The organism is Pseudomonas sp. JDS28PS106, from assembly GCF_036706555.1.
GTDB lineage: Bacteria > Pseudomonadota > Gammaproteobacteria > Pseudomonadales > Pseudomonadaceae > Aquipseudomonas.
Genome location: NZ_JBAJGT010000005.1, coordinates 85,162 through 108,424, shown reverse-complemented (window position 1 = coordinate 108,424; position 23,263 = coordinate 85,162). Strand labels below are relative to the sequence as shown.

General features: G+C 60.8%; 22 protein-coding genes. 15 read left to right on the top strand and 7 right to left on the bottom strand.

Features of this window, described 5'->3' with window-relative positions; translation table 11 throughout:
- The first annotated feature begins 18 nt into the window (after positions 1–18).
- From argJ to TRP66_RS09775, 3 genes are all read left to right on the top strand, one after another.
- Positions 19–1,236, top strand: a complete 1,218-nt coding sequence (gene argJ, locus TRP66_RS09785; protein WP_333401435.1) for a bifunctional glutamate N-acetyltransferase/amino-acid acetyltransferase ArgJ — start codon at positions 19–21, stop codon at positions 1,234–1,236.
- A gap of 112 nt (positions 1,237–1,348) precedes the next feature.
- A complete protein-coding gene (locus TRP66_RS09780; protein ID WP_333401434.1) occupies positions 1,349–1,975 on the top strand; it encodes a glutathione S-transferase family protein in 627 nt (208 codons plus the stop codon).
- A gap of 2 nt (positions 1,976–1,977) precedes the next feature.
- The gene (locus TRP66_RS09775; protein ID WP_333401433.1) at positions 1,978–2,916 is read left to right on the top strand and encodes a Nudix family hydrolase; all 939 of its coding nucleotides are present in this window, start codon (positions 1,978–1,980) and stop codon (positions 2,914–2,916) included.
- Between the two features lie 108 nt (positions 2,917–3,024).
- On the opposite strand, the gene TRP66_RS09770 is transcribed toward TRP66_RS09775, so the two are convergent.
- The 3 genes from TRP66_RS09770 to TRP66_RS09760 are packed head-to-tail and all read right to left on the bottom strand — an operon-like array spanning position 3,025 to position 6,617.
- Entirely contained in the window at positions 3,025–3,600 is a 576-nt protein-coding gene (locus tag TRP66_RS09770; RefSeq protein ID WP_333401432.1) for a cob(I)yrinic acid a,c-diamide adenosyltransferase, read from the bottom strand.
- 16 nt (positions 3,601–3,616) lie between these two features.
- Positions 3,617–5,653, bottom strand: a complete 2,037-nt coding sequence (locus TRP66_RS09765; protein WP_333401431.1) for a sensor histidine kinase — start codon at positions 5,651–5,653, stop codon at positions 3,617–3,619.
- A gap of 43 nt (positions 5,654–5,696) precedes the next feature.
- Positions 5,697–6,617 carry a putative 2-dehydropantoate 2-reductase gene (locus tag TRP66_RS09760; RefSeq protein ID WP_333401430.1) on the bottom strand — a complete coding sequence of 307 codons (921 nt, stop codon included), beginning with the start codon at positions 6,615–6,617 and terminating at the stop codon, positions 5,697–5,699.
- A gap of 168 nt (positions 6,618–6,785) precedes the next feature.
- On the opposite strand from TRP66_RS09760, the gene TRP66_RS09755 reads away from it, so the two are divergent.
- Positions 6,786–7,265 carry a YajQ family cyclic di-GMP-binding protein gene (locus tag TRP66_RS09755; RefSeq protein WP_333401429.1) on the top strand — a complete coding sequence of 160 codons (480 nt, stop codon included), beginning with the start codon at positions 6,786–6,788 and terminating at the stop codon, positions 7,263–7,265.
- A 123-nt stretch (positions 7,266–7,388) separates the two neighbouring features.
- Complete coding sequence (locus tag TRP66_RS09750) at positions 7,389–8,231, top strand: mechanosensitive ion channel family protein (protein WP_333401428.1); 843 nt, start codon at positions 7,389–7,391, stop codon at positions 8,229–8,231.
- A 100-nt stretch (positions 8,232–8,331) separates the two neighbouring features.
- On the opposite strand, the gene TRP66_RS09745 is transcribed toward TRP66_RS09750, so the two are convergent.
- Positions 8,332–9,882 (bottom strand): AmpG family muropeptide MFS transporter, encoded by a 1,551-nt coding sequence (locus tag TRP66_RS09745; protein ID WP_333401427.1) that lies wholly within the window; start codon positions 9,880–9,882, stop codon positions 8,332–8,334.
- Positions 9,883–9,924: 42 nt separating this feature from the next.
- Positions 9,925–10,269 (bottom strand): MGMT family protein, encoded by a 345-nt coding sequence (locus TRP66_RS09740; RefSeq protein ID WP_333401426.1) that lies wholly within the window; start codon positions 10,267–10,269, stop codon positions 9,925–9,927.
- A 166-nt stretch (positions 10,270–10,435) separates the two neighbouring features.
- On the opposite strand from TRP66_RS09740, the gene TRP66_RS09735 reads away from it, so the two are divergent.
- On the top strand, positions 10,436–11,443 hold the full coding sequence (locus TRP66_RS09735; protein ID WP_333401425.1) for a DUF481 domain-containing protein: 1,008 nt from the start codon (positions 10,436–10,438) through the stop codon (positions 11,441–11,443).
- A gap of 180 nt (positions 11,444–11,623) precedes the next feature.
- Here TRP66_RS09735 and TRP66_RS09730 read toward each other — a convergent pair whose 3' ends face one another.
- On the bottom strand, positions 11,624–12,382 hold the full coding sequence (locus TRP66_RS09730; protein ID WP_333401424.1) for an SDR family oxidoreductase: 759 nt from the start codon (positions 12,380–12,382) through the stop codon (positions 11,624–11,626).
- Positions 12,383–12,519: 137 nt separating this feature from the next.
- Here TRP66_RS09730 and TRP66_RS09725 point away from each other — a divergent pair, with 137 nt between their 5' ends.
- The 9 genes from TRP66_RS09725 (at position 12,520) to TRP66_RS09685 (ending at position 20,088) form a co-directional block, all read left to right on the top strand.
- On the top strand, positions 12,520–13,251 hold the full coding sequence (locus tag TRP66_RS09725; RefSeq protein WP_333401423.1) for a HugZ family pyridoxamine 5'-phosphate oxidase: 732 nt from the start codon (positions 12,520–12,522) through the stop codon (positions 13,249–13,251).
- Between the two features lie 66 nt (positions 13,252–13,317).
- Positions 13,318–13,809: an FxsA family protein gene (locus TRP66_RS09720; protein WP_333401422.1), complete on the top strand. Its 492-nt coding sequence runs from the start codon at positions 13,318–13,320 to the stop codon at positions 13,807–13,809.
- 277 nt (positions 13,810–14,086) lie between these two features.
- Positions 14,087–14,380, top strand: coding sequence for a co-chaperone GroES (locus TRP66_RS09715; RefSeq protein WP_003304675.1), 294 nt, complete (start codon positions 14,087–14,089; stop codon positions 14,378–14,380).
- Positions 14,381–14,431: 51 nt separating this feature from the next.
- Positions 14,432–16,075 (top strand): chaperonin GroEL, encoded by a 1,644-nt coding sequence (gene groL, locus TRP66_RS09710; RefSeq protein WP_333401421.1) that lies wholly within the window; start codon positions 14,432–14,434, stop codon positions 16,073–16,075.
- A 221-nt stretch (positions 16,076–16,296) separates the two neighbouring features.
- The gene (gene colR, locus TRP66_RS09705) at positions 16,297–16,980 is read left to right on the top strand and encodes a two-component system response regulator ColR (protein WP_125831543.1); all 684 of its coding nucleotides are present in this window, start codon (positions 16,297–16,299) and stop codon (positions 16,978–16,980) included.
- Entirely contained in the window at positions 16,970–18,256 is a 1,287-nt protein-coding gene (locus tag TRP66_RS09700) for a sensor histidine kinase (protein ID WP_333401420.1), read from the top strand. Before colR ends, TRP66_RS09700 begins: the two co-directional genes overlap by 11 nt.
- 197 nt (positions 18,257–18,453) lie before the next feature.
- Positions 18,454–19,134, top strand: coding sequence for a class I SAM-dependent methyltransferase (locus TRP66_RS09695; RefSeq protein ID WP_333401419.1), 681 nt, complete (start codon positions 18,454–18,456; stop codon positions 19,132–19,134).
- A gap of 4 nt (positions 19,135–19,138) precedes the next feature.
- Positions 19,139–19,861: a lipopolysaccharide kinase InaA family protein gene (locus TRP66_RS09690; RefSeq protein WP_333401418.1), complete on the top strand. Its 723-nt coding sequence runs from the start codon at positions 19,139–19,141 to the stop codon at positions 19,859–19,861.
- Positions 19,861–20,088 carry a hypothetical protein gene (locus TRP66_RS09685; RefSeq protein ID WP_333401417.1) on the top strand — a complete coding sequence of 76 codons (228 nt, stop codon included), beginning with the start codon at positions 19,861–19,863 and terminating at the stop codon, positions 20,086–20,088. The genes TRP66_RS09690 and TRP66_RS09685 overlap by 1 nt, the downstream gene beginning before the upstream one ends.
- Positions 20,089–20,182: 94 nt before the next feature.
- On the opposite strand, the gene TRP66_RS09680 is transcribed toward TRP66_RS09685, so the two are convergent.
- Entirely contained in the window at positions 20,183–23,254 is a 3,072-nt protein-coding gene (locus TRP66_RS09680) for a multidrug efflux RND transporter permease subunit (RefSeq protein ID WP_333401416.1), read from the bottom strand.
- Positions 23,255–23,263: the final 9 nt, after the last annotated feature.

Sequence of the window (23,263 nt, the reverse complement as noted above, 5' to 3'; positions counted from 1 at the left end):
TCCTTGAGGAGCACACCCATGGCTGTTGGTCTTGGTCCTTTGCCTACGCTGCACCCGGTTCCAGGTTTCGAACTGGGCATTTCGTCCGCCGGCATCAAGCGCCCAGGGCGCAAGGACGTGGTGGTCATGCGCTGCGCCGAAGGCTCCAGCGTTGCGGGCGTGTTCACCCTGAACGCCTTTTGCGCCGCGCCGGTGATTCTCGCCAAACAACGCGTGCAGGGCACCGTGCGTTACCTGCTGACCAACACCGGCAACGCTAACGCCGGGACCGGTGAGCCGGGCCTTGCCGCGGCTCGTCGTACCTGCGAAAAGCTGGCCGAGCTGACTGGCGTCAACTCGTCCGCCGTTCTGCCGTTCTCCACCGGCGTGATCGGCGAGCCGTTGCCGGTCGAGAAAATCGAAGGTGCCTTGCAGGCCGCGATCGACGACCTGTCCGTGGATAACTGGGCGGCCGCCGCGACCGGCATCATGACCACCGACACGCTGCCCAAGGGCGCGAGCCGTCAGTTCCAGTATGAAGGCGTGACGGTCACCGTGACCGGTATCAGCAAAGGCGCGGGCATGATCCGGCCGAACATGGCGACCATGCTCGGTTACATCGCCACTGACGCCAGAGTGTCGCAGTCCGTTCTGCAGGACCTGATCCGCGATGGCGCCAACAAGTCCTTCAACCGCATCACCATTGATGGTGACACCTCGACCAACGACTGCTGCATGCTGATCGCCACCGGTCAGGCCGACGTGCCTGAAGTCACCGAGGCCAGCGGCCCCTTGTTCGACGCGCTGAAAAAGGCGGTGTTCGAGGTGTGCATGGAGGTGGCCCAGGCGATCGTTCGCGATGGCGAGGGCGCGACCAAGTTCGTGACGGTAGAAGTCAACGGCGGCGGTAATCACCAGGAATGCCTGGATGTCGGCTACGCTGTAGCACACTCGCCGCTGATCAAGACCGCGCTGTTCGCGTCCGATCCTAACTGGGGTCGCATCCTGGCCGCGGTGGGCCGCGCGGGCGTGCCGGATCTGGATGTCAGCAAGATCGACGTATTTCTGGGCCAAGTGTGCATCGCCAGCCAGGGCGGTCGCGCCGCGACCTATACCGAAGAGCAGGGCTCGGCGGTCATGGCCGAGGAAGAAATCACCATCCGCATCGAACTGGGCCGCGGCCAGTGCAGCGAGACGATCTGGACGACCGATCTTTCTCACGAATACGTGAAGATCAACGCCGAATATCGGACGTAAGCGGCGATCTGCGCGGCCGATCGCCAGCAAGCTGGCTCCTACAGGTCGTGTAGGAGCCAGCTTGCTGGCGATAAGGCTATATCCACGCGTTTCCTGTCACGGAGCCAAGAACATGTCCCTGCACCTCATCATCGGCGACAAACGTTACTCCTCCTGGTCAATGCGCCCTTGGCTGGTGCTGGAGATGACCGGCGCACCGTTCACCGATCAGGTAATCCGCCTGAACCAGCCTGACACCCGCGAGAATATTCTCAAGTACTCGCCGACCGGCAAGGTGCCGGCGCTGCAGTGTGAGTACGGCACCATCATCGACTCGCTGGCCATCTGCGAATATCTGGTCGAGCGCTTCCCCGAAGCCAACCTGTGGCCGACCGACATCGCAGCCCGCGCCCAAGCGCGCTCGGCGTGCGCGCAGATGCACAGCGGTTTCGTCAATCTGCGCTCCAGCATGCCCATGGACCTGCGCCGCGATCAGCCGCTGGAAGTGATCCCCGTCGACACCCAGAACGACATCGATCGCATCATCGAACTGTGGGGCGAGTGCCGGACAGCGTCCAGCGAAAGCGGGCCGTTCCTGTTCGGCAAGCCCAGCGTCGCCGACGCCTTTTTTGCGCCGGTCGCCGTCCGCTTGCGCACCTATCACGTAGACCTGCCGCCCGAAGCGCAGGCTTACGTGGAAACCATCTATCAATGGCCTGCGTTCAAGCGCTGGGAGCAGGCGGGCCTGGAGGAATCCTGATCGTGAAACGCGTGCATGTAGCCGCAGCCGTCATTCGCCGTGCCGATGGCCGAATCCTGATCGCCAAGCGTGCCGACACCCAGCATCAGGGCGGGTTGTGGGAGTTTCCGGGCGGCAAGGTCGAGGAGGGCGAAGGCATCGAAGCCGCGCTGGCCCGCGAGCTGCACGAAGAACTGGGCATCGTGGTCACGGCCTCGCGCCCGTTGATCAAGGTGCATCATGACTACGCCGACAAGCAGGTCTTGCTGGACGTACGAGAAGTCACCGCTTACACCGGCGAACCTCACGGCGCGGAGGGGCAGCCCTTGCGCTGGGTTACGCCCAGGGAACTGCCCGATTACGAGTTTCCCGCGGCGAACCGGCCGATCGTCTCGGCGGCACGACTGCCCGGCGAATACCTCATTACGCCCGAAGGCCTGGAGACGCCCGAGCTGTTGCGGGGCATCCAGAAAGCTATCGCCGGCGGTACGCGCCTGATCCAGCTCCGCGCGCCGGGCGGTTACGATCCGCAATATCGAGACCTGGCGGTGGATGCCGTGGGGCTGTGCGCCGGCAAGGCTCAGTTGATGCTCAAGGGTCCGCTGGAATGGCTCGGGGATTTCCCGGCGGCAGGCTGGCATCTGACCTCGCAACAACTGCGCAAATACGCCAGCCGGGGCCGACCGTTTCCGGAGCATCGCTGGCTGGCGGCTTCCTGCCACGATGCCGAGGAACTGGCGCTGGCCGAGCAGATGGGTGTGGACTTCGTGACGCTTTCGCCTGTGCAGCCGACCCTGACCCATCCCGATGCAGAGCCATTAGGCTGGGACAAAGCGCGAGAACTGATCGCCGGTTTCAGCAAACCCGTGTTCCTGCTCGGCGGCGTCAGCCCCGACCAGCGGCAACAGGCTTGGGAATGCGGTGCACAGGGCGTGGCCGGTATACGGGCGTTTTGGCCTTAGACCCCGCGCCCAGATCGCCAGCAAGCTGGCTCCTACGGTACCGTGTAGGAGCCAGCTTGCTGGCGATGAAACGATAGCGGTTCGCCTGAAACGCCGACCCGGCCGCTCCTACGGTTTTGACGCTGGTTGCCACAGGATCTCGGCCACCATCTGCCGACGGGCGATGATGCGGGCAGCGACGAACAGCAGGTCCGACAGCCGGTTGATATAGGCCAGACCCACGCCCGCCAACGGTTCGATAGCGTTGAGGTGCTGACAGCGACGCTCGGCGCTGCGAGCCAGGCTGCGGCATACGTGCGCTTGTGCAATCAGCATGGAACCTCCCGGCAGGATGAAGTTTTCCAGTGGCCCCAGTTCTTCGTTCCATTGATCGATGGCCACCTCCAGACGCTCGATTTCAGCGGCGGTCAGCGCCTGCCAGGCCGGCATAGCCAGTTCTCCGCCCAAATCGAACAGGCGATGCTGACAAGGTTGCAGCACTGTGATCACTTCCCCCAGCTCGGGTGTGTTCAAGGCTTCCTGCGCCAGCTGGGCAAGCAGCAAACCCAGCTGGCTGTTGAGCGTATCAACCTCGCCGATGGCCTCTACACGCGGGTGGTCTTTGGGCACTCGTCGACCATCGCCCAGTCCGGTCTCGCCACTGTCCCCGGTGCGGGTGTAAATCTTCGACAAACGAAAGCCCATTGCGCATGACTCCTGGTTACAGCCTGGAAATGACCTGTTCCTGCACGCTCACCGGGCTGGCGACCAGAGGCAGCCGGAGGGTGAAGCAGGTGCCCGAACCAACGGAAGAATGCACTTCCATCTGGCCTTTATGGTTATTGGTGATGATGAAGTACGAAACCGAAAGACCCAGCCCGGTTCCCTGACCGATCTCCTTGGTCGTGAAGAACGGCTCGAATGTCCGCTTGCGTACGTTTTCCGGCATTCCGACGCCATTGTCTTCCACCTGAATCTCCGCCCATGGCGGATTCAGGCGAGTGCGCAGGATGATCCGGCCCGGCTCGGCGTTGTCCGGCCGTTGATGGATCGCCTGGGCCGCATTCTTGAGCAGATTGAGCAGGACCTGCTCCAGTTCGTTGGCAATACAGGGTACCTGGCCGAGTTCGGGATCGAACTGGCGGATGATGTTCTGACCCTTGAAGTCGAAGCCTATGGTCAGGTCGAAGTCGTTGCCGGCGATTTCCACGGCCTGATCGATAAGGGCGGGCAGGTCGCAAGGCGATAGCTGACGGTCGCTGAGCCGGCTGAAGTTGAGCATGTGGCTGACGATCTTCGCCGCCCGGCTGCCGGCCTGTTGAATGCCATCGAGCAGCTGCGGCACCTCGCGGCTGACCAGATAACTATTGACCACCGCCAGATCGATGCCGTCGGCCTGCGCCTGTTCGATGTTCCTGGGCAAATCCGGTGACAGACGCCGGCGGATGTTCTGCACGTTATGCAGGATCGCGCCGAGCGGGTTGTTGATTTCGTGCGCCATGCCCGCCGCAAGACCGCCCACGGACAGCATTTTCTCCGATTGCACCATCATTTCCTGCATGGAAATGCGCTGGGTCACATCGTCGATGCGGATGACCACGCCGCGCCCCGCGTCGCCGGTCAGCGGGTAGAAGGTGAGCGCGTAGTGCCGGGGCTCGTCATTGCGGGTCCAGGTCACCCGCTCGATCTTGATCACGCTATGGCGCTCGATGGTCTGCTTGAGTTGCGGCAGAAAGGCCCGCATCGGCTCGAATGCAATGAAGATGGGCTGGTTCAAGGCCTCGTCCAGCCGCGTACCGGAAAGGGCTGTGGCCTCCTGGTTCCATTGCGTCACATAGAGCTGCTCGTCCAGCGCGATCATGGCTGATGGCATCGAGTCGATGATGCTGTTGAGGTAGTTCTGAAAGCCGGTCAGTTTCTTTTCGATCTTGCTGCGCACCTGGACTTCCAGCTCCAGCTTGCGATTGGTGTGGCGTGTCTCTTCGGCCAGACCCTGAGCCTGATCGTAGGCTTCCTGGGAGTCGTCCCGCGCCCGTTTGAGCTGCTGCTCGCGGGCCTCGATACGGGAAAGCATGGTGTTGAAGGCTTCCGCCAGCGAACCGATTTCATCGTGATTACCCGGCATGGCGCGCAGGGCGTAGTTTTCTTCGCGGGTAACCTGGCGCGAGAGTTCTTCGAGCTGATAGATAGGCTCGGTGATCAGCCGGCGGATCTGTCGCGCCACGACCAGCCACAGCAGCACGCTGAAGATCAGGATGGCAAAGCTTGCGGTCAGGGTGCCTGTGTAGAACGCCGGAGGCAGTTCGCTGCTGGCAACCAGTAACAGATGGCCCGGTGCCCGCTGGCCATTGGGGACGGGAATCAGCTGAGTGCTGCGAAACTCGGTCAGGCGCCAGCCTTCGATGTCCTGATAGCGCGTCGGCAGCGCAAGCTCTTCGCCCTGCTGGACTTGGGCGAGGCGGGTGCCGTCGTTGTCATAGATCGCCGCCGCCCGTAGCGGGCCGTAGGTCTTGAGAACCCGAAGCAGCGCTCGCGCATCGTCGGGCGATTTAAGTGCCCGCTCATTGAGATCGGCACTGCTGATCAGACGGCCGATGGTCTGCAATGCCTGCGGGGCCATGGCTTCCTGGGAGATGTAATAGGCCGCGCTGATGAACGTCAGGTTGGCGACCAGCAGTACGGCGGTCATCAGCACCAGCAGAGCCGCGAGCAGCTTTTGTCCGACGGGCAGGTTTTCCAGGCGTTGACGCAAAGGCATGGGCGAATCACACACGGATAAGGAATCAGCAGGGTAGCGCGGGCTAGTCGGTACGCAAACCCTTGGCAGCGAGATAGGCGCTCAGCCGCGCATGCAGCTGCTCAAGCCCCGGCTGCGGACACTGCGCGGCCAGACCCGCGTTGCGGGCGTGCCCAAGCAGAAAGCCGATCTCGGTGCGCCGTTGTCGGGCGACGTCCTGGTGCATGGATGAATAGTTCGCCGCGGTCGCCTCAATCACCTTCCAGACGTCGTCACGCAAACCCTGCGCGGCCGCTGCCTGATCCACGCTGTTCAACAAGCGGGCCAGCTCATCGCATAACGCATCGACTTCACTGCGATGTTCCAGCAGACCGCCGTTCCGGCAGTCGTGCAACACGGTCAGCGGGTTGATCGCGCAATTGAGCGCCAGCTTGCGCCACAGTCGGGTGAGAATGTCGGGTGTCCACCCGTGAGGAATGCCGGCCATTTCCAGCGTTGACAGCAGCGACGGCGGCGCCGGATTACCGGGGTCGCCGAGCCAGGTATGGCCGATGCCCGCGAAGACGACACGCCAGTCGGCGTCGCGGAAGGCACCTTCGGTACTCGACGCAAACAGGCAGCGCGCGTCCGGAATGCGTGCCGCCACGGCATCCTGGCTGCCCAGACCGTTCTGCAACAGGATCACTTCGGCGCCCGGTGCCAGTCGCTGCGCCAGCGCGGCGACTGCCGGTTCCGCGTCGTAGGCCTTGCAGGCCACCAGCAGACGGGCGATGGGCTCGGGTTCCCCGGCGGTCTGGGCATCGATCTCGTAAGTCTGCTCCCTGTCTTTTTCGACCAGAGTCACGCGAGCGCCCGAGGCCCGATAGGCTTGCAGCCGGTCGGCATGGCGCAGAATCAGGCGCACCGGTACGCCGGCCCGCGCCAAGCGTGTCGCCCATAGACTACCCAGGCTGCCGGCGCCCAAAACGTGCCAGACGTCGCTCATCGGAGCCACTTCGCCAAAGGATTGAACAATGAAGGTGCATTGAAATCAGAAAACGACATAAAGGCTCAGCGTGAAGGCCGGAAAAGTCTCGTTATAATGACCGGTCTTTCACACCGTCAAGTCACGCGCGCCCGACCCCGTCCCGCGCTATTCAATTGGAGAAGATACATGCCCTCGTTCGACGTAGTGTCCGAACTGGATAAACATGAAGTCACGAATGCCGTCGACAACGCCATCAAGGAACTGGATCGCCGTTTCGACCTTAAAGGCAAAGGCAGTTTCGAGTTCAAGGAATTGACTGTCACACTGACCGCCGAGGCCGAGTTCCAGCTCGAAGCCATGATCGATATCCTCAAAATGGCACTGGTCAAGCGCAAGATCGACGTCAAATGCCTGGAAGTCAAAGAAGCCTATGCCTCCGGCAAGGTCATGAAGCAGGAAGCCGTGCTGCGCGAAGGCATCGACAAAGAGCTGGCCAAGAAAATCGTGGCCCACATCAAGGACGCTAAACTCAAAGTCCAGGCCGCTATTCAGGGCGAGCAGGTTCGTGTGACCGGCAAGAAGCGGGACGACTTGCAGGAAGCCATCGCTCTGCTGCGCGGCTACGATTCGGGCATGCCGCTGCAGTTCAACAACTTCCGCGACTGAGTCCGGGGCCGACGGGTCGGGAACCCCGCGTTCACCGACCAGTCGGAATCAAGTCGGCAATAGCTGAAACGATTGCGTGTTGCGGTCTTTCACTGTCGGCCATGACAGGCAAGGAGAAACACGATGGATTTGAATGCGGAAGTCGACCAGCTGTGGAGAGCCTCCCAGGCCTGGATTCCGATGATCATGCAGTACAGCAGCCGATTGCTCCTGGCGATCGTGACCCTCAGTATCGGCTGGTGGCTGATTAACCGGGTCACCAGCAAGCTCGGCGCGTTGCTGGCGCTGCGTCATGCCGACCTGGCGCTGCAAGGGTTCGTCAGCAGTCTGGCGAACATCATCCTGAAGATCCTGCTGATCGTCAGCGTTGCGTCGATGGTAGGGATCGAAACCACCTCGTTCGTCGCTGCGATAGGTGCCGCGGGTCTGGCAATCGGTCTGGCCCTGCAAGGCAGCCTGGCGAACTTCGCGGGCGGCGTGCTGATTCTGCTGTTCCGTCCTTTCCGCATCGGCGACTGGATCGAGGCGCAGGGCGTGCAGGGCACCGTGGACAATATCCAGATTTTCCACACCGTGCTGCGCACCGGCGATAACCGGACCGTGATCATCCCCAACGGTAATCTGTCCAACGGCATCATCACCAACACCAACCGGCAGCCAACTCGCAAGATCGTGTTCGACGTGGGTGTGAACTACGAAGCCGACTTGAAGAAGGCTCTGGAAGTTCTGCTGGACATGGCCAAGGACCCTCGCGTCCTGGAGGATCCGGCACCGCAAGCGGTGGTGGCGACCTTGGGCGAAAGCGCGATTACCCTGTCGCTGCGGGTCTGGACCAAAACGTCCGATTTTGGCGACGTCATGTCGTACTTCAATGTCGAAGCGCGCGATCGTCTGAAAGCGGCCGGCATCGACATCCCGTTCCCGCAGCGGGTGATCCGCGTCGTGCAGGACGCTCCGCAGGTGTAAGTCACCCGCATCGCCAGCAAGCTGGCTCCTACGACGACTTTGTAGGAGCTGGCTTGCCAGCGATCTGCCGCAAAGCGGCAGCAAACGATCCTGCTTGTACTTACGACTTTTCCACCGCGGCGGCTTCGTTGCCTTGCGGAGCAGGCGTGCCACGCCCTTCCTTGCTCCACTGCAGAATGATCATCACCAGTGTCGGAACCCCGAGCAGGGCAGTGATCAGGAAGAAGTTGTGGTAGCCGAACTTCTCTACCATCACCCCTGAGTAACCGCCAATCAGTCGCGGCAACAGCAGCATGATCGAGCTGAGCAGCGCGTATTGAGTCGCGGAGAACTTGAGGTTGGTGAGACTCGACAGGTAAGCCACGAATGCCGAGGTCGCCAGACCTGAGCTCAGGTTGTCCAGCGAGATGGTCAGAATCAACATCTGGAGGTTCGGCCCCATGTCCGCCAGCAGCAGAAACAGGATATTGGTCGCCGCCGAGGCCAGGCCGCCGATGAACAGGATCGGCATGATGCCGAAGCGCACGATCAACAGGCCGCCAATGCCCGCCCCCAGCAGTGTCATGATCAGACCGAATATCTTGCTGACGCTGGCAATCTGATCCTTGGTGAAACCCTGGTCGATATAGAAGACGTTCGCCATGACGCCCATCACTGTGTCAGACATGCGATAAGTGGCGATCAGCCCCAGTAGCAACAGTGCCTGCCAGCGATAGCGCACGATAAAATCGTTGACCGGCGTCAGCACCGGCGCCAGGCCGCGTCGCCCCGCCGAGGAAAGACAGGCGATGGTCAGCAGCGTATAGAGGATGGAGCGCAGGAATGCGCGGTCTTCCAGCAGCAGGTCCAGCCAGGTGGCATCATGAAACAGTACGCTGGCGAAATCGGTGTTGTAGAACTGGGTGAACATGGCCGGCACGGACACCAGCAACACGATCAGCACGAAGACCGAAGCCAGCTGATGGATGAAACCGTAACGGGCGGCGGAGAGCTGGGTACGCAATGGCACCGGTGGCTCGCGCATCACCAGTGTGGTGATCAGGGCCGGGATCATCAGCAAACCGAAAAGCACGTAAGTCCCGGTCCATGCCGAGTGCTTGTAGGCAAAACCGGTCGAGCCGAAGCCTTCTGCAAAATACAGCGCGCCGGCGGTCGCCAGCAGCGCCGCGACCCGGTAACCGGACATATAGCTGGCGGCCAGGGCGGCCTGCTGGGTGTCCTGAGCGATTTCCAGACGATAGGCATCGACGGCGATGTCTTGAGTGGCGGACGCGAACGCAACGACGACGGCAATCGCGATCAGCCATGACAGGTGCTGCTGCGGATCGCAGAAACCCATGCCGATCAGTCCCAGGATCACCAGCGACTGGGACAACACCAGCCAGGACCGACGGCGGCCCAGACGGCCGAGTACCGGCAGCCGCCATTGGTCGAGCAGTGGCGACCAGACCCATTTGAAGGCGTACGCCAGGCCGATCAGACTTGCATAGCCGATGGTTTCGCGTGCCACGCCCGCTTCGCGCAACCAGACCGACAACGTGGAGAAGACCAGCATGTAAGGCATGCCCGCAGCGAATCCAAGCAACAGCAAGACGAGTGTCGAAGGGCTGGCATAGGCAGCGAGCGCGGCGCGCCAGGTTTTACGGGGCATGGGCTGGAGTCTGCCTCAGGTTGCGAAAACAAAGCGCGCACTCTAACCGCTGTGCTGCATGGGACGCCAGCCATGACGCTGCATATCGACCCGATTGTTCCGAATGGTAAGGCCTTCGGCGCGCAGGCGGGCGCGCTGTTCGTCACCTGACGCGCTGCCGGCAGGAAGACTGATCCGGCCGCCGGCGCCCAGAACCCGATGCCAAGGCAGTCTCGAGCCTTCGGGCAGCTGACTCAATGTCCGGCCCACCCAGCGTGCCGCTCGTCCGAGACCTGCCAGTTCTGCCAATTGGCCGTAGCTGACGACTTTGCCTTCCGGCACCTGGGCCAGCGTGACGTAAAGCGCGGCACGACGTGCGTCGGCGGCGGAAGGCGGGTTCAAGTGCATGGATTGCTTCCGATCAAGGAGTTCTGTTTAGCCTGGTTACCATTATTGTCTACGGGAACTACGGAAATTTCCGACTGTCAGTCATACTCGTGCCCGGCGGTCCCCCGACCGTTCCAGGCCTACCCAGCACGCCTCCATTCCCGTTACCAGAGCTCAGTCGCCGCTTATGTTGTCCAGAACTTTGTTGTGCCTCGCAATCACCACTGCTTCCACTCCATTGTTCGCCGACACGGTCTGGTTGAAAAACGGCGACCGTCTGACCGGTACCATCAAGGTCTTCGATGGCGGCAAGCTGTTGCTGCAGACCGAGTATGCCGGCGCCATCCCTCTGGACTGGGCGCAGGTCAAGACCCTGGAAAGCGACCAGCCGTTGCTGGTCAAGCAGGGTAACGGTTCCGGTGAAGTGAGCAAGTCCCTCAAGGCGGCCGACGCCGGCAAGGTCACGCTCGCCAACGGTGACGCGCCTAAGACCGTCGAACTCGCCAGCATCGATCAGATCATCAAGCCCAAGCCGGTCATCACCGATCTGGTCTGGAAGGGCAATGTCGACGTCGCGCTGGATTTCCAGCAGGCTGAAAACGATACCGATGACTACAACATCGCGTTCAACACCTCGGCGCGTCACGGCCAGTGGCGCCATAACGCCAAGGGCGAGTACAACCGCGAATCCACCGATGAAGTGGTCGGCACCGATAACTGGAGCGCCGAGTATTCTCTGGATCGCTTCATCACCGAGAAATTCTTCTGGGCCGGGCGGGTGAATTACAAGCGCGACAAGATCGAAGATCTGTCCCGCCAGCGCACCATCGGTACCGGTCCGGGCTACCAGCTCTGGGACGACGAACTGGGCGCCTTCAAGGTCGGCGCGCTGCTCAACCGCACCGACTACCAGTTCTCCAATGGCGAGAAGGAAAACTTCTACGCCGTCGCGGGCACCTGGGACTATAACCGCTATCTGGTAGGCAAGAAGTTCGAATTCTTCACCAACGGTGAGCTGGGCAAGCCTCTCAGTGGCGTAGCGGACTACGCGCTGGATGTGGAAGCGGGCCTGCGTTACAAAGTCACCGACTGGGCTTCGCTCAATCTCAAGGCCGAGAAAGACATCATCAGCGGCGCCGACAACGGCAATGTCGACAAGACCCGATATACCGCGGGCTTCGGCGTAACCTGGTAAGCCTTATCGCCAGCAAGACGGATCGCCGCCCGCTGGCTCCTACACAGTCCGTGGGAGCCAGCTTGCTGGCGATGTCGCCCGGTCTGCTGCCGCTGCGCGGCAGATCGCGGATAAATCCGCTCCTACACAGCCCGTGGGAGCCAGCTTGCTGGCGATTGTTGCATCAACGCCGATGCAGCGTCACAGCCGCATCGCCCCATCCAGCTCCAGAACCCGCCCGCTGAAATAATCGTTCTCCAGGATGTACGCCACCGAATGGGCGATTTCCTGGGGTGTGCCCATGCGTTTGAGCGGGATCGCGGACGTCATTTTTTCCAGCGCCTCGGGCTTCATGCCGCCGGTCATTTCGGTCTCGATGAAGCCAGGGGCGATGGCCGCGACGCGGATGCCGTAGCGCGCCAGTTCCCGTGCCCAGGTAACGGTCGCCGCCGCGACGCCGGCCTTGGCCGCCGAATAGTTGGTCTGGCCGATATTGCCGGCGCGGGAAATGGACGAAATATTGATGATCACCCCTGAGGATTCAAGCTCGATCATCTTGGCCGCCACTTCCCGGGTGCAGAGAAACACGCCGGTCAGGTTCACATCGATCACGGCCTGCCACTGCGCCAGACTCAGTTTGGTCATGACGCCGTCCTTGACCTTGACCAACAGGCCGTCACGCAGGATCCCCGCGTTGTTGATCAGGCCATCGATGCTGCTGAAGTCCTCGGCGACTTGAGCGACCGTCCGCTCGACCTGCGCTTCGTCGGCGACGTTGCACAGATACGCGCGCGCCTGGGTGCCGAGCGCCTGGCAGGCGGCGACCGCTTCATCGAGTTTTTCAGAATTCAGGTCCACCAGCGCGAGGCGGGCGCCTCTGGCCGCCAGGTCCTCTGCCATTGCACGTCCAAGACCCTGGCATCCGCCAGTAATTATTATTAACTTGTCTTTCAATTCCATGTGCGTGCCCAATCAGCTGAACTGTCATCACGGCATTGCCGGCGTCATGCTCGTGCAAGGCCGTGGCCAGAGCACGTTATATGCCTTTTCCCGGCGTGCGTCTTCCATCCGCTGACCACCCGTCCAGGAGCCCCTCCATGAGCGCGAAAGCCTCTGCCAAAGCCCGAGCACTGTTGCTCAATGAATATCGTGGTGTGTTGTCCACCCATTCGAAGTCGATGCCGGGTTTTCCCTTCGGCTCGGTCGTCCCGTATTGCCTGGACGGGCAGGGCAGGCCACTGATCCTCATCAGCCGTATCGCCCAGCACACTCATAACCTGGCCCAGGACCCCAAGTGCTCGATGCTGGTGGGCGAGCGCGAGGCCGTCGACGTGCAGGCGGTAGGGCGGGTCACTGTGATGGCCGAAGCCCGCAAGCTGACCGACCCGCAAGCGGTAGAAGACGCAGCGTTGCGCTACTACCGTTTCTTCCCCGAATCGCAGAGCTACCACACCGCCCACGATTTCGACTTCTGGGTGCTGGAACCTGTGCGCTATCGCTATATCGGCGGTTTCGGCGCGATCCACTGGCTTGATGACGTAGCGCTGGCCAATCCTTTTGCTGGCGCGGTCGAGACCGGCATGGTCGAGCACATGAACAATGACCACGCCAAGGCTATCGCCCACTACGTTGCGCTGACCGGGCTGCCGCAGACACAGGCCGCACAGATGGTCGGGATCGACAGCGAAGGCATGCACCTGCTCATCGGCCAGAGTATTCACTGGCTGGCGTTTTCCGAGCCCTGCAATACACCGAAACAAGTGCGCGAAGCACTGGTGGCGCTGGCTCACGCTACGATCTGGCCAGCCATAGATGAGCGGGAAGCTTGATTTAACGACTTTCCGACATCACTTAGGGTCTACTGGAAGGCATTCTTCCGCTGAGGAACTGATTTGATGCGTGTTTTTTTGCTGCTTTTTCTACTGTTTCCGGTGCTTGAACTGTTCGTGCTGGTGCGCGTCGGGATGTCCGTGGGCTTTTTCTGGACCTTCCTGATGGTGCTGGCGACGTCAGTGCTGGGCTTTTTCGTCATGCGCATAGCCGGTTTCGCGACCGCGTTGCGCGCGCGCGAAAGTCTGTCCAGAGGCGAACTGCCCGCACGGGAAATGCTTGAAGGACTGATGGTCGCGGTGGGCGGCGGATTGCTGCTGCTGCCCGGCTTCATCAGTGATTTGCTGGGTGTCGTGTGCCTGTTGCCATTTACCCGCCGAGTACTGGTCGACAAGCTGCGCAAGCGTGCCGAAGACCAGGCCGTGCGCCAGCGCGCCTTTGCCGACGACCAGCAGACCCATGCCAATCCCGGTCATGCGTACCGTCCCGACGCTATTCACCAGCCGACCCGCGAGCCGGATGTCATCGAAGGCGAATTCGAGCATCGCGACAAGTAACCCCGAGCATCGCGACAAGTAACCCATAGTCGCTTGAACCGACACGGCACCCCCAGGGTGCCGTGTCTGTTTTCGGCACGGGTGAAAAGTAAAAAATTTTCTGGTGCGCACTTGTAATAGTCAGGCACGCCCTTATGTATGGGTCACCGCAAGGTTTCTGGCCGAGGCGCCAGACCGTTTTCTGCGGTTCGCTCGTCGAACCGTAACCGGCCAGGCCGGATTTTAAACCCGCCGGTGCTGTCACCCGGCGTCAAAAAACATAATCAGGAGATCGACAATGAAGCTTCGTCCTCTGCATGACCGCGTCGTAATCCGTCGCAGCGAAGAAGAAACGAAAACTGCCGGCGGTATCGTGCTGCCAGGTTCGGCTGCTGAAAAGCCTAACCGTGGCGAAATCGTCGCTGTGGGTACCGGCCGCGTGCTGGACAACGGTGAAGTGCGTGCGCTGGCCGTGAAAGTGGGTGACAAAGTAGTGTTCGGCCCTTATTCCGGCAGCAACACTGTGAAAGTTGACGGCGAAGACCTGCTGGTGATGAGCGAGAACGAAATCCTCGCTGTCGTCGAAGGCTGAGTGCTCCCCGACTGATTTCCGTTACTACAAAGTATTCAAGGAATAATGATCATGGCTGCTAAAGAAGTTAAATTCGGCGATTCCGGCCGCAAGAAAATGCTCACCGGCGTAAACGTCCTGGCTGACGCGGTTAAAGCGACCCTGGGCCCAAAAGGCCGTAATGTCATTATCGAGAAGAGCTTCGGCGCTCCTCTGATCACCAAAGACGGTGTATCGGTCGCCAAGGAAATCGAACTGAAAGATCGTTTCGAGAACATGGGCGCGCAGCTGGTCAAAGACGTTGCCTCCCGTGCGAACGACGACGCCGGTGACGGTACCACCACCGCTACCGTTCTGGCTCAGGCCATCGTCAACGAAGGCCTGAAAGCCGTCGCTGCCGGCATGAACCCGATGGACCTCAAGCGCGGCATCGACAAGGCCACCGTTGCCATCGTCGCTCAGCTCAAGTCGCTGTCCAAGCCTTGCACCGACACCAAGGCAATTGCCCAGGTCGGCACCATTTCCGCGAACTCCGACAATTCCATCGGCGACATCATCGCTGAAGCCATGGAAAAAGTGACCAAAGACGGCGTCATCACCGTTGAAGAAGGTTCGGGTCTGGAGAACGAACTGTCCGTCGTGGAAGGCATGCAGTTCGACCGCGGCTACCTGTCCCCTTACTTCATCAACAAGCCGGACACCATGGTGGCCGAGCTGGACAGCCCGCTGCTGCTGCTGGTTGACAAGAAGATCTCCAACATTCGCGAAATGCTGCCGGTTCTGGAAGCAGTCGCCAAGGCTGGCCGTCCTCTGCTGATCATCGCTGAAGACGTCGAAGGCGAAGCGCTGGCGACTCTGGTCGTCAACAACATGCGCGGCATCGTCAAGGTCGCTGCTGTCAAGGCGCCAGGTTTCGGCGACCGTCGCAAGGCCATGCTGCAGGACATCGCTGTCCTGACTGGCGGTACCGTCATCTCCGAAGAGATCGGTCTGAGCCTGGAAAGCACTACCCTGGAGCACCTGGGTAACGCCAAGCGCGTCGTGCTGAACAAAGAAAACACCACCATCATCGATGGTGCCGGTGAGAAATCCGATATCGACTCGCGCATCGCTCAGATCCGCCAGCAGATCGGCGACACCAGCTCCGACTACGACAAAGAGAAGCTGCAAGAGCGTCTGGCCAAGCTGTCCGGCGGTGTTGCGGTGATCAAGGTCGGCGCCGGTTCCGAAGTCGAAATGAAAGAGAAGAAAGCCCGCGTTGAAGACGCCCTGCACGCTACCCGTGCGGCCGTCGAAGAAGGCGTGGTGCCTGGCGGTGGCGTAGCGCTGGTTCGCTCGCTGCAGGCCATCGAAGGTCTGAAAGGCGACAACGCCGATCAGGACGTCGGTATCGCTCTGCTGCGTCGCGCGGTAGAAGGTCCTCTGCGCCAGATCGTTGCCAACTCCGGCGACGAGCCAAGCGTAGTGGTCGACAAGGTCAAGCAGGGTTCGGGTAACTTCGGTTACAACGCTGCTACCGGCGAATACGGCGACATGATCGAAATGGGTATCCTGGACCCGGCCAAGGTGACTCGTTCTGCTCTGCAGGCGGCGTCCTCCATCGCCAGTCTGATGATCACCACCGAAGCGATGATCGCTGACATCCCTGAAGACAAGCCAGCTGCTGGTGGCATGCCTGACATGGGTGGCATGGGTGGTATGGGCGGCATGATGTAAGCCGGCTTTACCCTCAGCGACAAAAAAGAACCCCGCCTTGCGCGGGGTTTTTTTATTTCATTTTATTTATTCAAGCGTTATCGCCAGCAAGCTGGCTCCTACACGGGCCTGAGGAGCCAGCTTGCTGGCGATAAATACGACACCCCGAACCGATAGGTGCTGGCCCTCACGCGCGCTTCGTCTTAAAGTGCGCCAGCCTCAATTGCATACGAGAGTGCCCCATGCGAATTCTTCTGGTCGAAGACAACCGCGACATCCTGGCGAACATGGCCGACTATCTGGGCATGAAAGGCTATACGGTCGACTGCGCCCAGGACGGCCTGTCCGGACTCCATCTGGCGGCCACGGAGCATTACGACCTGATCGTGCTCGACATCATGTTGCCCGGGATCGACGGCTACACGCTGTGCAAGCGCCTGCGCGAAGACGCGCGCCGCGACACGCCGGTGATCATGCTGACGGCCCGCGATCAGCTGGACGATCGGCTACAGGGTTTCCGCTCCGGTGCCGACGACTATCTGCTCAAACCATTCGCACTGTCCGAACTTGCCGCGCGGATCGAAGCGGTCTTGCGTCGCGCCCAAGGGGGCGGGCGACGCACCTTGCAGGTCGCCGATCTGGTCTACGATCTGGACACGCTCGAAGTGACCCGTGACGGACGGATGCTCAAGCTCAACCCCGTCGGTCTTAAACTGCTGGCAGTGTTGATGCAGAAGAGTCCGCACGTCCTGCGACGGGAAATCCTCGAAGAAGCCTTGTGGGGGGACGACTGCCCCGACAGTGACAGCCTTCGCAGCCACGTTCACCAGCTGCGCCAGGTGATCGACAAGCCGTTTCCCAAGCCGCTGCTGCAAACCGTACATGGCGTAGGCTATCGGTTGGCCGAGGGCCGGGATGGAGTTTAAGCAAAGCCTTGCCCAGCGGATCATCATCGCTTTTGCATTGATGAGCGCACTGGTAGCCGGATCCTTCGCAATGGGGATCATTTCCACGGTGCATCTGGTCGAGGAGAGGCTGATCTCGGCTCAGTTGGGCGGCGACCTCAATCGCCTGATGCTGATGGACAGTGTCAGCGACTGGAGCCACCGACCCAGGCCTGATCAGTTGTTCTATTTCAGCGGCGGGCCGGGCGACTTCGACCTGCCCCAGGACGTGCGTCACCTGCAACCCGGTTTTCACGAGGTGTTCCGGGGCGATCTGTCGTACCACGCGATGGTCGGGGTGGTCGATGGACGTCATTACGCACTGTTGCAGGACCAGAGTGATTTCGAAGAGCGCGAACGCGTGCTGTTCGCCGTCGTGCTGGTCGGGTTCGTACTGGCTCTCGCGCTGGCCGTCTTCCTGGGCTGGGTGCTGGCCCGTCGCGTAATGGCGCCCGTCGTGCGTCTCGCCCGTCAGGTGCGGCATCGTGATCAGTTGCTAGGGCTGGCGCCGCCCCTGGCTCCGGATTACGCGGCCGATGAAGTGGGCGAGCTGGCCGTGGCGTTCGACGCGACCCTGGGTCGTCTGCGGCAGGCGCTGATTCGCGAGCGAATGTTCACCAGTGACGTCAGCCACGAGTTACGTACGCCATTGATGGTGCTCGCCAGTTCCTGCGAACTGCTGCTGGAAAATCCGGCGCTGGATCAGCGCGCGCGCAAACAGGTCGAGCGCATTGCGCGAGCCTGTGAAGAAATGCGTGATCTAGTGCAGACCTTCCTTATGCTCGCCCGGACCCAGCGCGAGGACCCAGCCATGACGCCGAGCGCTACGCTGGGTGGGGTGGCTGAGCAACTGGTCTCCCAGTGGCGAGGCCCCATCGAGGCCAAGGGGCTGCAACTGATATTCAAGGAGGAAGCGGGCCATCCGTCGGACGCCCGCTACAACGCGACCTTCCTGCATGCGGTCATGGGCAACCTGCTGCGTAACGCGCTGCACTACACCGACGATGGTTTCATCGCCCTGACACTCTACGAAGACGGATTCATGGTCGAAGACAGCGGCGTCGGCATTCCGGAGGAGAAGCGCGAGGCCATGTTCGAGCCTTTCGTGCGAGGTAATGAGCAGCGGGGTGAGGGCCTGGGGCTAGGCCTCTCGCTGGTACAACGAATCTGTGCGAATCAGGGTTGGAGCGTGAATCTCACGCCGCGCGAACCCAATGGTTGCCGGTTCAAGGTAAGACTCGAGACCGCGCGGAGCTGAGGTGCGTCTGTCCGCTCCTTGAACGAGCGGCGTAAACAGATCGAGAAAGACCGGCGATCAACAGGCGCTGCCATCAGTTGCGCATGTGGGTCGCCGATGCATCACCCGGATTCACAACGCTTTTTTCACCTGCCGATGACCTGACGATGACAGTTGCGAGAATATTTTGATGCGCGTCTGAATCAGGAGCTGCTCCCATGGGCAAGCGCATCGAACTCGAATTCTCCAGCAAATATGATCGGCAGCACGCCGCTCAATATCAGCAGAAGCACCAGAACGGAATCTGGCGCAGGCTGTCTCATCAGCGCGATGAGCAACTGGCCCGCAAAGCGTTGCGTCTGGCGGGCGATCCAGGGTTGGTACTTGATTTGCCCTGTGGCGCGGGTCGTTTCTGGCCGCTTCTGGCGGAAAAACCAAACCGAAGCATTATCGGGGCAGACTACTCGCCGGCCATGATCGAGGTCGCTTGTCGCTCCAATGACCCGGAGGTGGTCAAACGGGTACAGCCTTTGCAGACATCAGCATTCGCAATCGACCTGCCGGCCAACGCGGTGGACGGCATCTTCTGCATGCGCCTGCTGCACCACATTGGGCAGTCGAGCGACCGAATGGCTCTGTTGCGGGAGTTTCACAGGGTCACGCGAGACAGCGTGGTCGTATCGCTGTGGGTCGACGGGAATTTCAAAGCCTGGAAACGCAAGCGTCTCGAACAGCGGCGCGTGCGTGAAGGTGGGCAAGAAAGTTACCAGAATCGATTTGTGTTACCGGCTGCAACCGTGGAATCGGAATTCGAACAGGCAGGTTTCAGCGTCCAGAAGCATTTGGATTTCCTGCCACTCTACGCCCTGTGGCGAGTTTATATATTGCGCAAAAGGTAAGCGGATGGACGTTCAGGCGGCGGCACCTCGATCAACGGAGGCCCAAGGAGGAGGGCGCTTCACGGAATTCTGGGATCAGCGAGGCGAATGGGTCGAACCGCCTAACCTGCGTCGGGGTGGCGAAAGCGGTGTACAGAGGGTCACGACCAGTGATGGGCAGATCCTGTACAGCAAGCGTCAGACGGGGCATATCTACCGCAGCTGGCTGCATCCGTTTGGCCGTCCGACAGTATTGCGCGAGCGGGATGCGCTCGAAGGCCTGCGCCGGCTGGACGTACCGGTTCCCCAAGTGGTGTTCTGCGGCGCCGAACGCGGTGAAAACAACGAGTGGCGAGGCCTGCTGGTGACAGCCGCTCTGGACGGCTACGAAGAACTGGACAAATGGTGTACCGCTGGCGGGCGAGAGCGCCACGGGGAACTTTTCTGGGAACAGGTTCTCAAGGAAGTGGCGCTCACGCTGGCGCGTATGCATCTGGGACGCTGGCAGCACAGTTGCCTGTACAGCAAGCACATATTCATACGCGTCACCGAAGAGGGCGGTGAGGCTAGGGCGCACATAGCATTGCTGGACCTTGAAAAAGGTCGCCGCAGGTGGACCGCATTTGGCGCAGCCCAGCACGACATGAAGCAGCTCAGGCGCCACTCGTCATTCATCGACGCAGACTGGAAAAAACTGGTCTACTTTTATGAAGCGGCGTTTGGCAGCGCTATCAAAGGTTTAGAGTAATGAAGCTCGAAATTGCTAGAGGTTTGTTCCTGCTTGGGGCATTGGCGACGACGACGGCAGCCGTGGCGGCATGGCAGCAGCCTTCTCCCAGGATCCTGAGTGCGGAGCATGGTGAAGGAAATTGTCCTATGCCGAGGGTCGCCAAGGCTGAGCAGGTCATCAAACCTGATCATGACCTGCTGCTGCTCATGTATAGCCTGGCACAGGGAACAGGTACGAAGAACTGATCTTTGCGCCTGCGTTATCGAGCATGAACAACCGGGGCGACACCCGGCTCTCCCGCGACGGGCTGCCACGCAGCCCTGCTCCATTATGCAGCCCTCATATCCTGTCAGCCTGGTCCAGGTCTTCTGCAGTCTGTCCGCTCGAAGTTGTTTCCCGCGCCGCCAGCAACGTGTAGACACAAGGCAGCACGAACAGCGTGAACAGCGTACCCACCGACATGCCGGTTGCGATCACCAGACCTATATCGAAGCGGCTTACCGCACCCGCTCCGCTTGCAAGGATCAACGGCACCATCCCGAATACCATCGCCGCCGTAGTCATCAGGACCGGGCGCAAGCGAATGGCGGCGGCCTCTTCCACGGCAAGGCGCGCTGAAAGACCTTTTTCCTGGCGCAGCTGATTGGCGAACTCGACGATCAGAATGCCGTGCTTGCTGATCAGTCCGATCAACGTCACCAGCCCCACCTGGGTATAGATATTCATGCTCGAAACACCCAGGAACAACGGGATCAACGCGCCGCAGATCGACAGCGGCACCGTTACCAGGATCACCAGAGGGTCCCGGAAGCTTTCGAACTGGGCGGCCAGCACCAGAAAGATGATTGCCAGCGCCAGGCCGAACGTGACCCACAGCGCGCTGCCTTCCTGCACGTATTGCCGCGAGGCGCCCGCGTAGTCATAAGCGAAACCGGCTGGTGCTTCCTCGATGGCGATCTGGCGGACCGTTTCGATGGCTTCCCCCATGCTGACGACAGGGAAACCCTGGATGATCGCGGAATTGAGCTGTTGAAACTGGTTCAGTTGACGAGGGCGGGCCCTGTCGCTGACCGTAATCAGCGTCGAAAGCGGCAGCAACCGGCCTTCCTTGTTTCTAACGTAATAGTTGTTCAACCACCCGGGGTTATCGCGATAAGGCCGTTCGACCTGAGCGATCACTTTGTAGCTGCGACCTTCGATGGTGAGCCGGTTGATTTCTGCTTCACCGAGCAGCGTCGCCAGGGTGCCGCCCACGTCCTGCATGGAAACGCCCAGTTGCGCGGCCTTGGCCCGGTCGATTTCCACGACCACCTCTGGCTTGTCGAATGCCAGATCGATATCCATGAACGCGAACTTGCCGGACGCCTCGGCGCGCTTTTTGACCCGTTCCGCCACCTCCAGCAGCGCCGGATAGTCGTTGGGCGTATTGATGACGAACTGGAAGGGCAGCCCTTCGCCGGTGCCAGGCAGTGACGGCAGGTTGAAGCCGAATATCTGCAGGCCGGGAATCTGCGCCAGCCGTATCTGCACGTCCGGGAGGATTTCCATCTGCGTCCGGTTGCGCTCATCCCAGGGCTTGAGCAGGAACCCGCCGATCCCGGTCTGCACGCCGTTGAATCCGTTGATCTGGAACGACGAATAGTATTCGGGGAAGTCCCTGAAGATCGCGGTGAACTGATCGGTGTAAGCGTTGATGTAGTCCAGGTTCGTGGGCTGCGGAGAGGTCGACATCATGAAGATAATGCCCTGGTCTTCATCCGGGGCGAGTTCCGAACGCGTGAACATGAGCAGCACGGGAATCAGGCACAGGACGATCGCCGCGAACACCAGCACCACAGGCCTCGTTTCAAGGGTGCCGTTCAGCATGCGCCTATAGCGGTTCTTCAAGCGTTCGAACAGGTGATCGAGGCGGCTGGCGAAACCGCTTGGGTTCTGCTCATGGCGCAGCAGCAACGCGCACATCATGGGCGACAGCGTCAGCGCGACGATTCCGGAAATGATCACCGCGCCGGCCAGCGTCAGCGCGAATTCCTTGAAGAGTGCGCCAGTGAGTCCTTGCAGGAAGCCAATAGGTGCATAGACCGCGGCCAAGGTGATGGTCATGGATACGACCGGCATGGCGATTTCCCTGGCGCCTTGCAGCGCCGCCTCCAGGGGTGTCTTGCCTTCTTCGATGTGGCGATGAATGTTCTCCACGACCACGATGGCGTCGTCCACCACCAGGCCTATGGCCAGAACCATGGCAAGCAGGGTCAACAGGTTGATCGAATAGCCCATCAACTGCATGAAGAAGAGGACGCCGATCATTGACAGCGGGATGGTGATGACCGGTATCAGCACCGAACGGAATGCGCCGAGAAACAGGAACACCACCACGATGACGATCAGCACCGCTTCAGCCAGGGTCTTGACGACCTCGTTGATCGAAGCCTGGATGAACAGGGTCGCGTCGTAGGCGATGGATACCTTGAGACTCGGTGGAAGCTGGCTTTCCAGTTCCGGCATCACCCGGCGCACTTCCTTGATCACCTCCAGCGGGTTGGCGCTGGGGGTGGCCGTGACAGCGATGTACACCGATGGCGTGCCATCGAAGGAGCTGATGGAGTCGTAGCTTTCGGCGCCCATCTCCACCCGGGCCACGTCCCCGAGCAGGACGCGACGGTCGCCCTCGGTCTTGAGCGGGATCGCGGCAAAGGCTTCGGCGGACTTCAGCTCCGTGGCCGCATTGATGCTGGTGACGACATACTCGCCCTTGATCTCACCGGCAGCCGACAGGTAGTTGTAGGCCCGCACCGAATCGGTCACGTCCGCGGCGGTCAGGCCGAAACCGGCGAGTCGGACCGGGTCCAGCCACAAGCGCATGGCGAATACCTGATTACCCAGGATCTGCGCTTCGGCCATGCCGGGAAGCGTGGCCAGCTTAGGCTGGATCACTCGGGAAATGTAATCGGTGATCTGTGGATTGCTGAGCTCCGTGCTGTAGAAACTGATGTACATCAGCGCGGAGGCATCCGCCGCCTCCTTGCTCAACACCGGGTCTTCAGCGGCCGGCGGCAGCTGGTTCTTGACTTCGTTGGCCTTGGCCAACAGCTCGGTGAAGAGTCGGTCGGTATTGGCGCCGATCCGCGCATAGATCGAAATGACCGAGAAATTCTGACGGCTGACCGACGTCATGTAGTCGATGCCTTCGGCGCTCGCCAGACTCTGCTGCAACGGCTGGGTGATGTAGCCCTGGATGGTCTCGGCGTTGGCGCCGGGATAGGCCGTGGTGACCGTGATCAGGGCGTTTTCCATCTGCGGATATTGCCGGATGCTCAGGCTGCCAAAAGCCTGAACACCCAGCAGAACGATCAGCAGACTGACGACGGCGGCCAGAACAGGGCGGCGAATGAACGGGTCTGTGAATGCCATGGGACGCTC

Excerpts from the sequence above, each read along its gene's own strand:
- argJ (WP_333401435.1), top strand. The coding sequence starts at position 19 with ATGGCTGTTGGTCTTGGTCCTTTGCCTACGCTGCACCCGGTTCCAGGT.
- TRP66_RS09780 (WP_333401434.1), top strand. The coding sequence starts at position 1,349 with ATGTCCCTGCACCTCATCATCGGCGACAAACGTTACTCCTCCTGGTCA.
- TRP66_RS09770 (WP_333401432.1), bottom strand. The coding sequence starts at position 3,600 with ATGGGCTTTCGTTTGTCGAAGATTTACACCCGCACCGGGGACAGTGGC.
- TRP66_RS09765 (WP_333401431.1), bottom strand. The coding sequence starts at position 5,653 with ATGCCTTTGCGTCAACGCCTGGAAAACCTGCCCGTCGGACAAAAGCTG.
- TRP66_RS09760 (WP_333401430.1), bottom strand. The coding sequence starts at position 6,617 with ATGAGCGACGTCTGGCACGTTTTGGGCGCCGGCAGCCTGGGTAGTCTA.
- TRP66_RS09755 (WP_333401429.1), top strand. The coding sequence starts at position 6,786 with ATGCCCTCGTTCGACGTAGTGTCCGAACTGGATAAACATGAAGTCACG.
- TRP66_RS09750 (WP_333401428.1), top strand. The coding sequence starts at position 7,389 with ATGGATTTGAATGCGGAAGTCGACCAGCTGTGGAGAGCCTCCCAGGCC.
- TRP66_RS09745 (WP_333401427.1), bottom strand. The coding sequence starts at position 9,882 with ATGCCCCGTAAAACCTGGCGCGCCGCGCTCGCTGCCTATGCCAGCCCT.
- TRP66_RS09740 (WP_333401426.1), bottom strand. The coding sequence starts at position 10,269 with ATGCACTTGAACCCGCCTTCCGCCGCCGACGCACGTCGTGCCGCGCTT.
- TRP66_RS09735 (WP_333401425.1), top strand. The coding sequence starts at position 10,436 with ATGTTGTCCAGAACTTTGTTGTGCCTCGCAATCACCACTGCTTCCACT.
- TRP66_RS09730 (WP_333401424.1), bottom strand. The coding sequence starts at position 12,382 with ATGGAATTGAAAGACAAGTTAATAATAATTACTGGCGGATGCCAGGGT.
- TRP66_RS09725 (WP_333401423.1), top strand. The coding sequence starts at position 12,520 with ATGAGCGCGAAAGCCTCTGCCAAAGCCCGAGCACTGTTGCTCAATGAA.
- TRP66_RS09720 (WP_333401422.1), top strand. The coding sequence starts at position 13,318 with ATGCGTGTTTTTTTGCTGCTTTTTCTACTGTTTCCGGTGCTTGAACTG.
- TRP66_RS09715 (WP_003304675.1), top strand. The coding sequence starts at position 14,087 with ATGAAGCTTCGTCCTCTGCATGACCGCGTCGTAATCCGTCGCAGCGAA.
- groL (WP_333401421.1), top strand. The coding sequence starts at position 14,432 with ATGGCTGCTAAAGAAGTTAAATTCGGCGATTCCGGCCGCAAGAAAATG.
- colR (WP_125831543.1), top strand. The coding sequence starts at position 16,297 with ATGCGAATTCTTCTGGTCGAAGACAACCGCGACATCCTGGCGAACATG.
- TRP66_RS09700 (WP_333401420.1), top strand. The coding sequence starts at position 16,970 with ATGGAGTTTAAGCAAAGCCTTGCCCAGCGGATCATCATCGCTTTTGCA.
- TRP66_RS09695 (WP_333401419.1), top strand. The coding sequence starts at position 18,454 with ATGGGCAAGCGCATCGAACTCGAATTCTCCAGCAAATATGATCGGCAG.
- TRP66_RS09690 (WP_333401418.1), top strand. The coding sequence starts at position 19,139 with ATGGACGTTCAGGCGGCGGCACCTCGATCAACGGAGGCCCAAGGAGGA.
- TRP66_RS09685 (WP_333401417.1), top strand. The coding sequence starts at position 19,861 with ATGAAGCTCGAAATTGCTAGAGGTTTGTTCCTGCTTGGGGCATTGGCG.
- TRP66_RS09680 (WP_333401416.1), bottom strand. The coding sequence starts at position 23,254 with ATGGCATTCACAGACCCGTTCATTCGCCGCCCTGTTCTGGCCGCCGTC.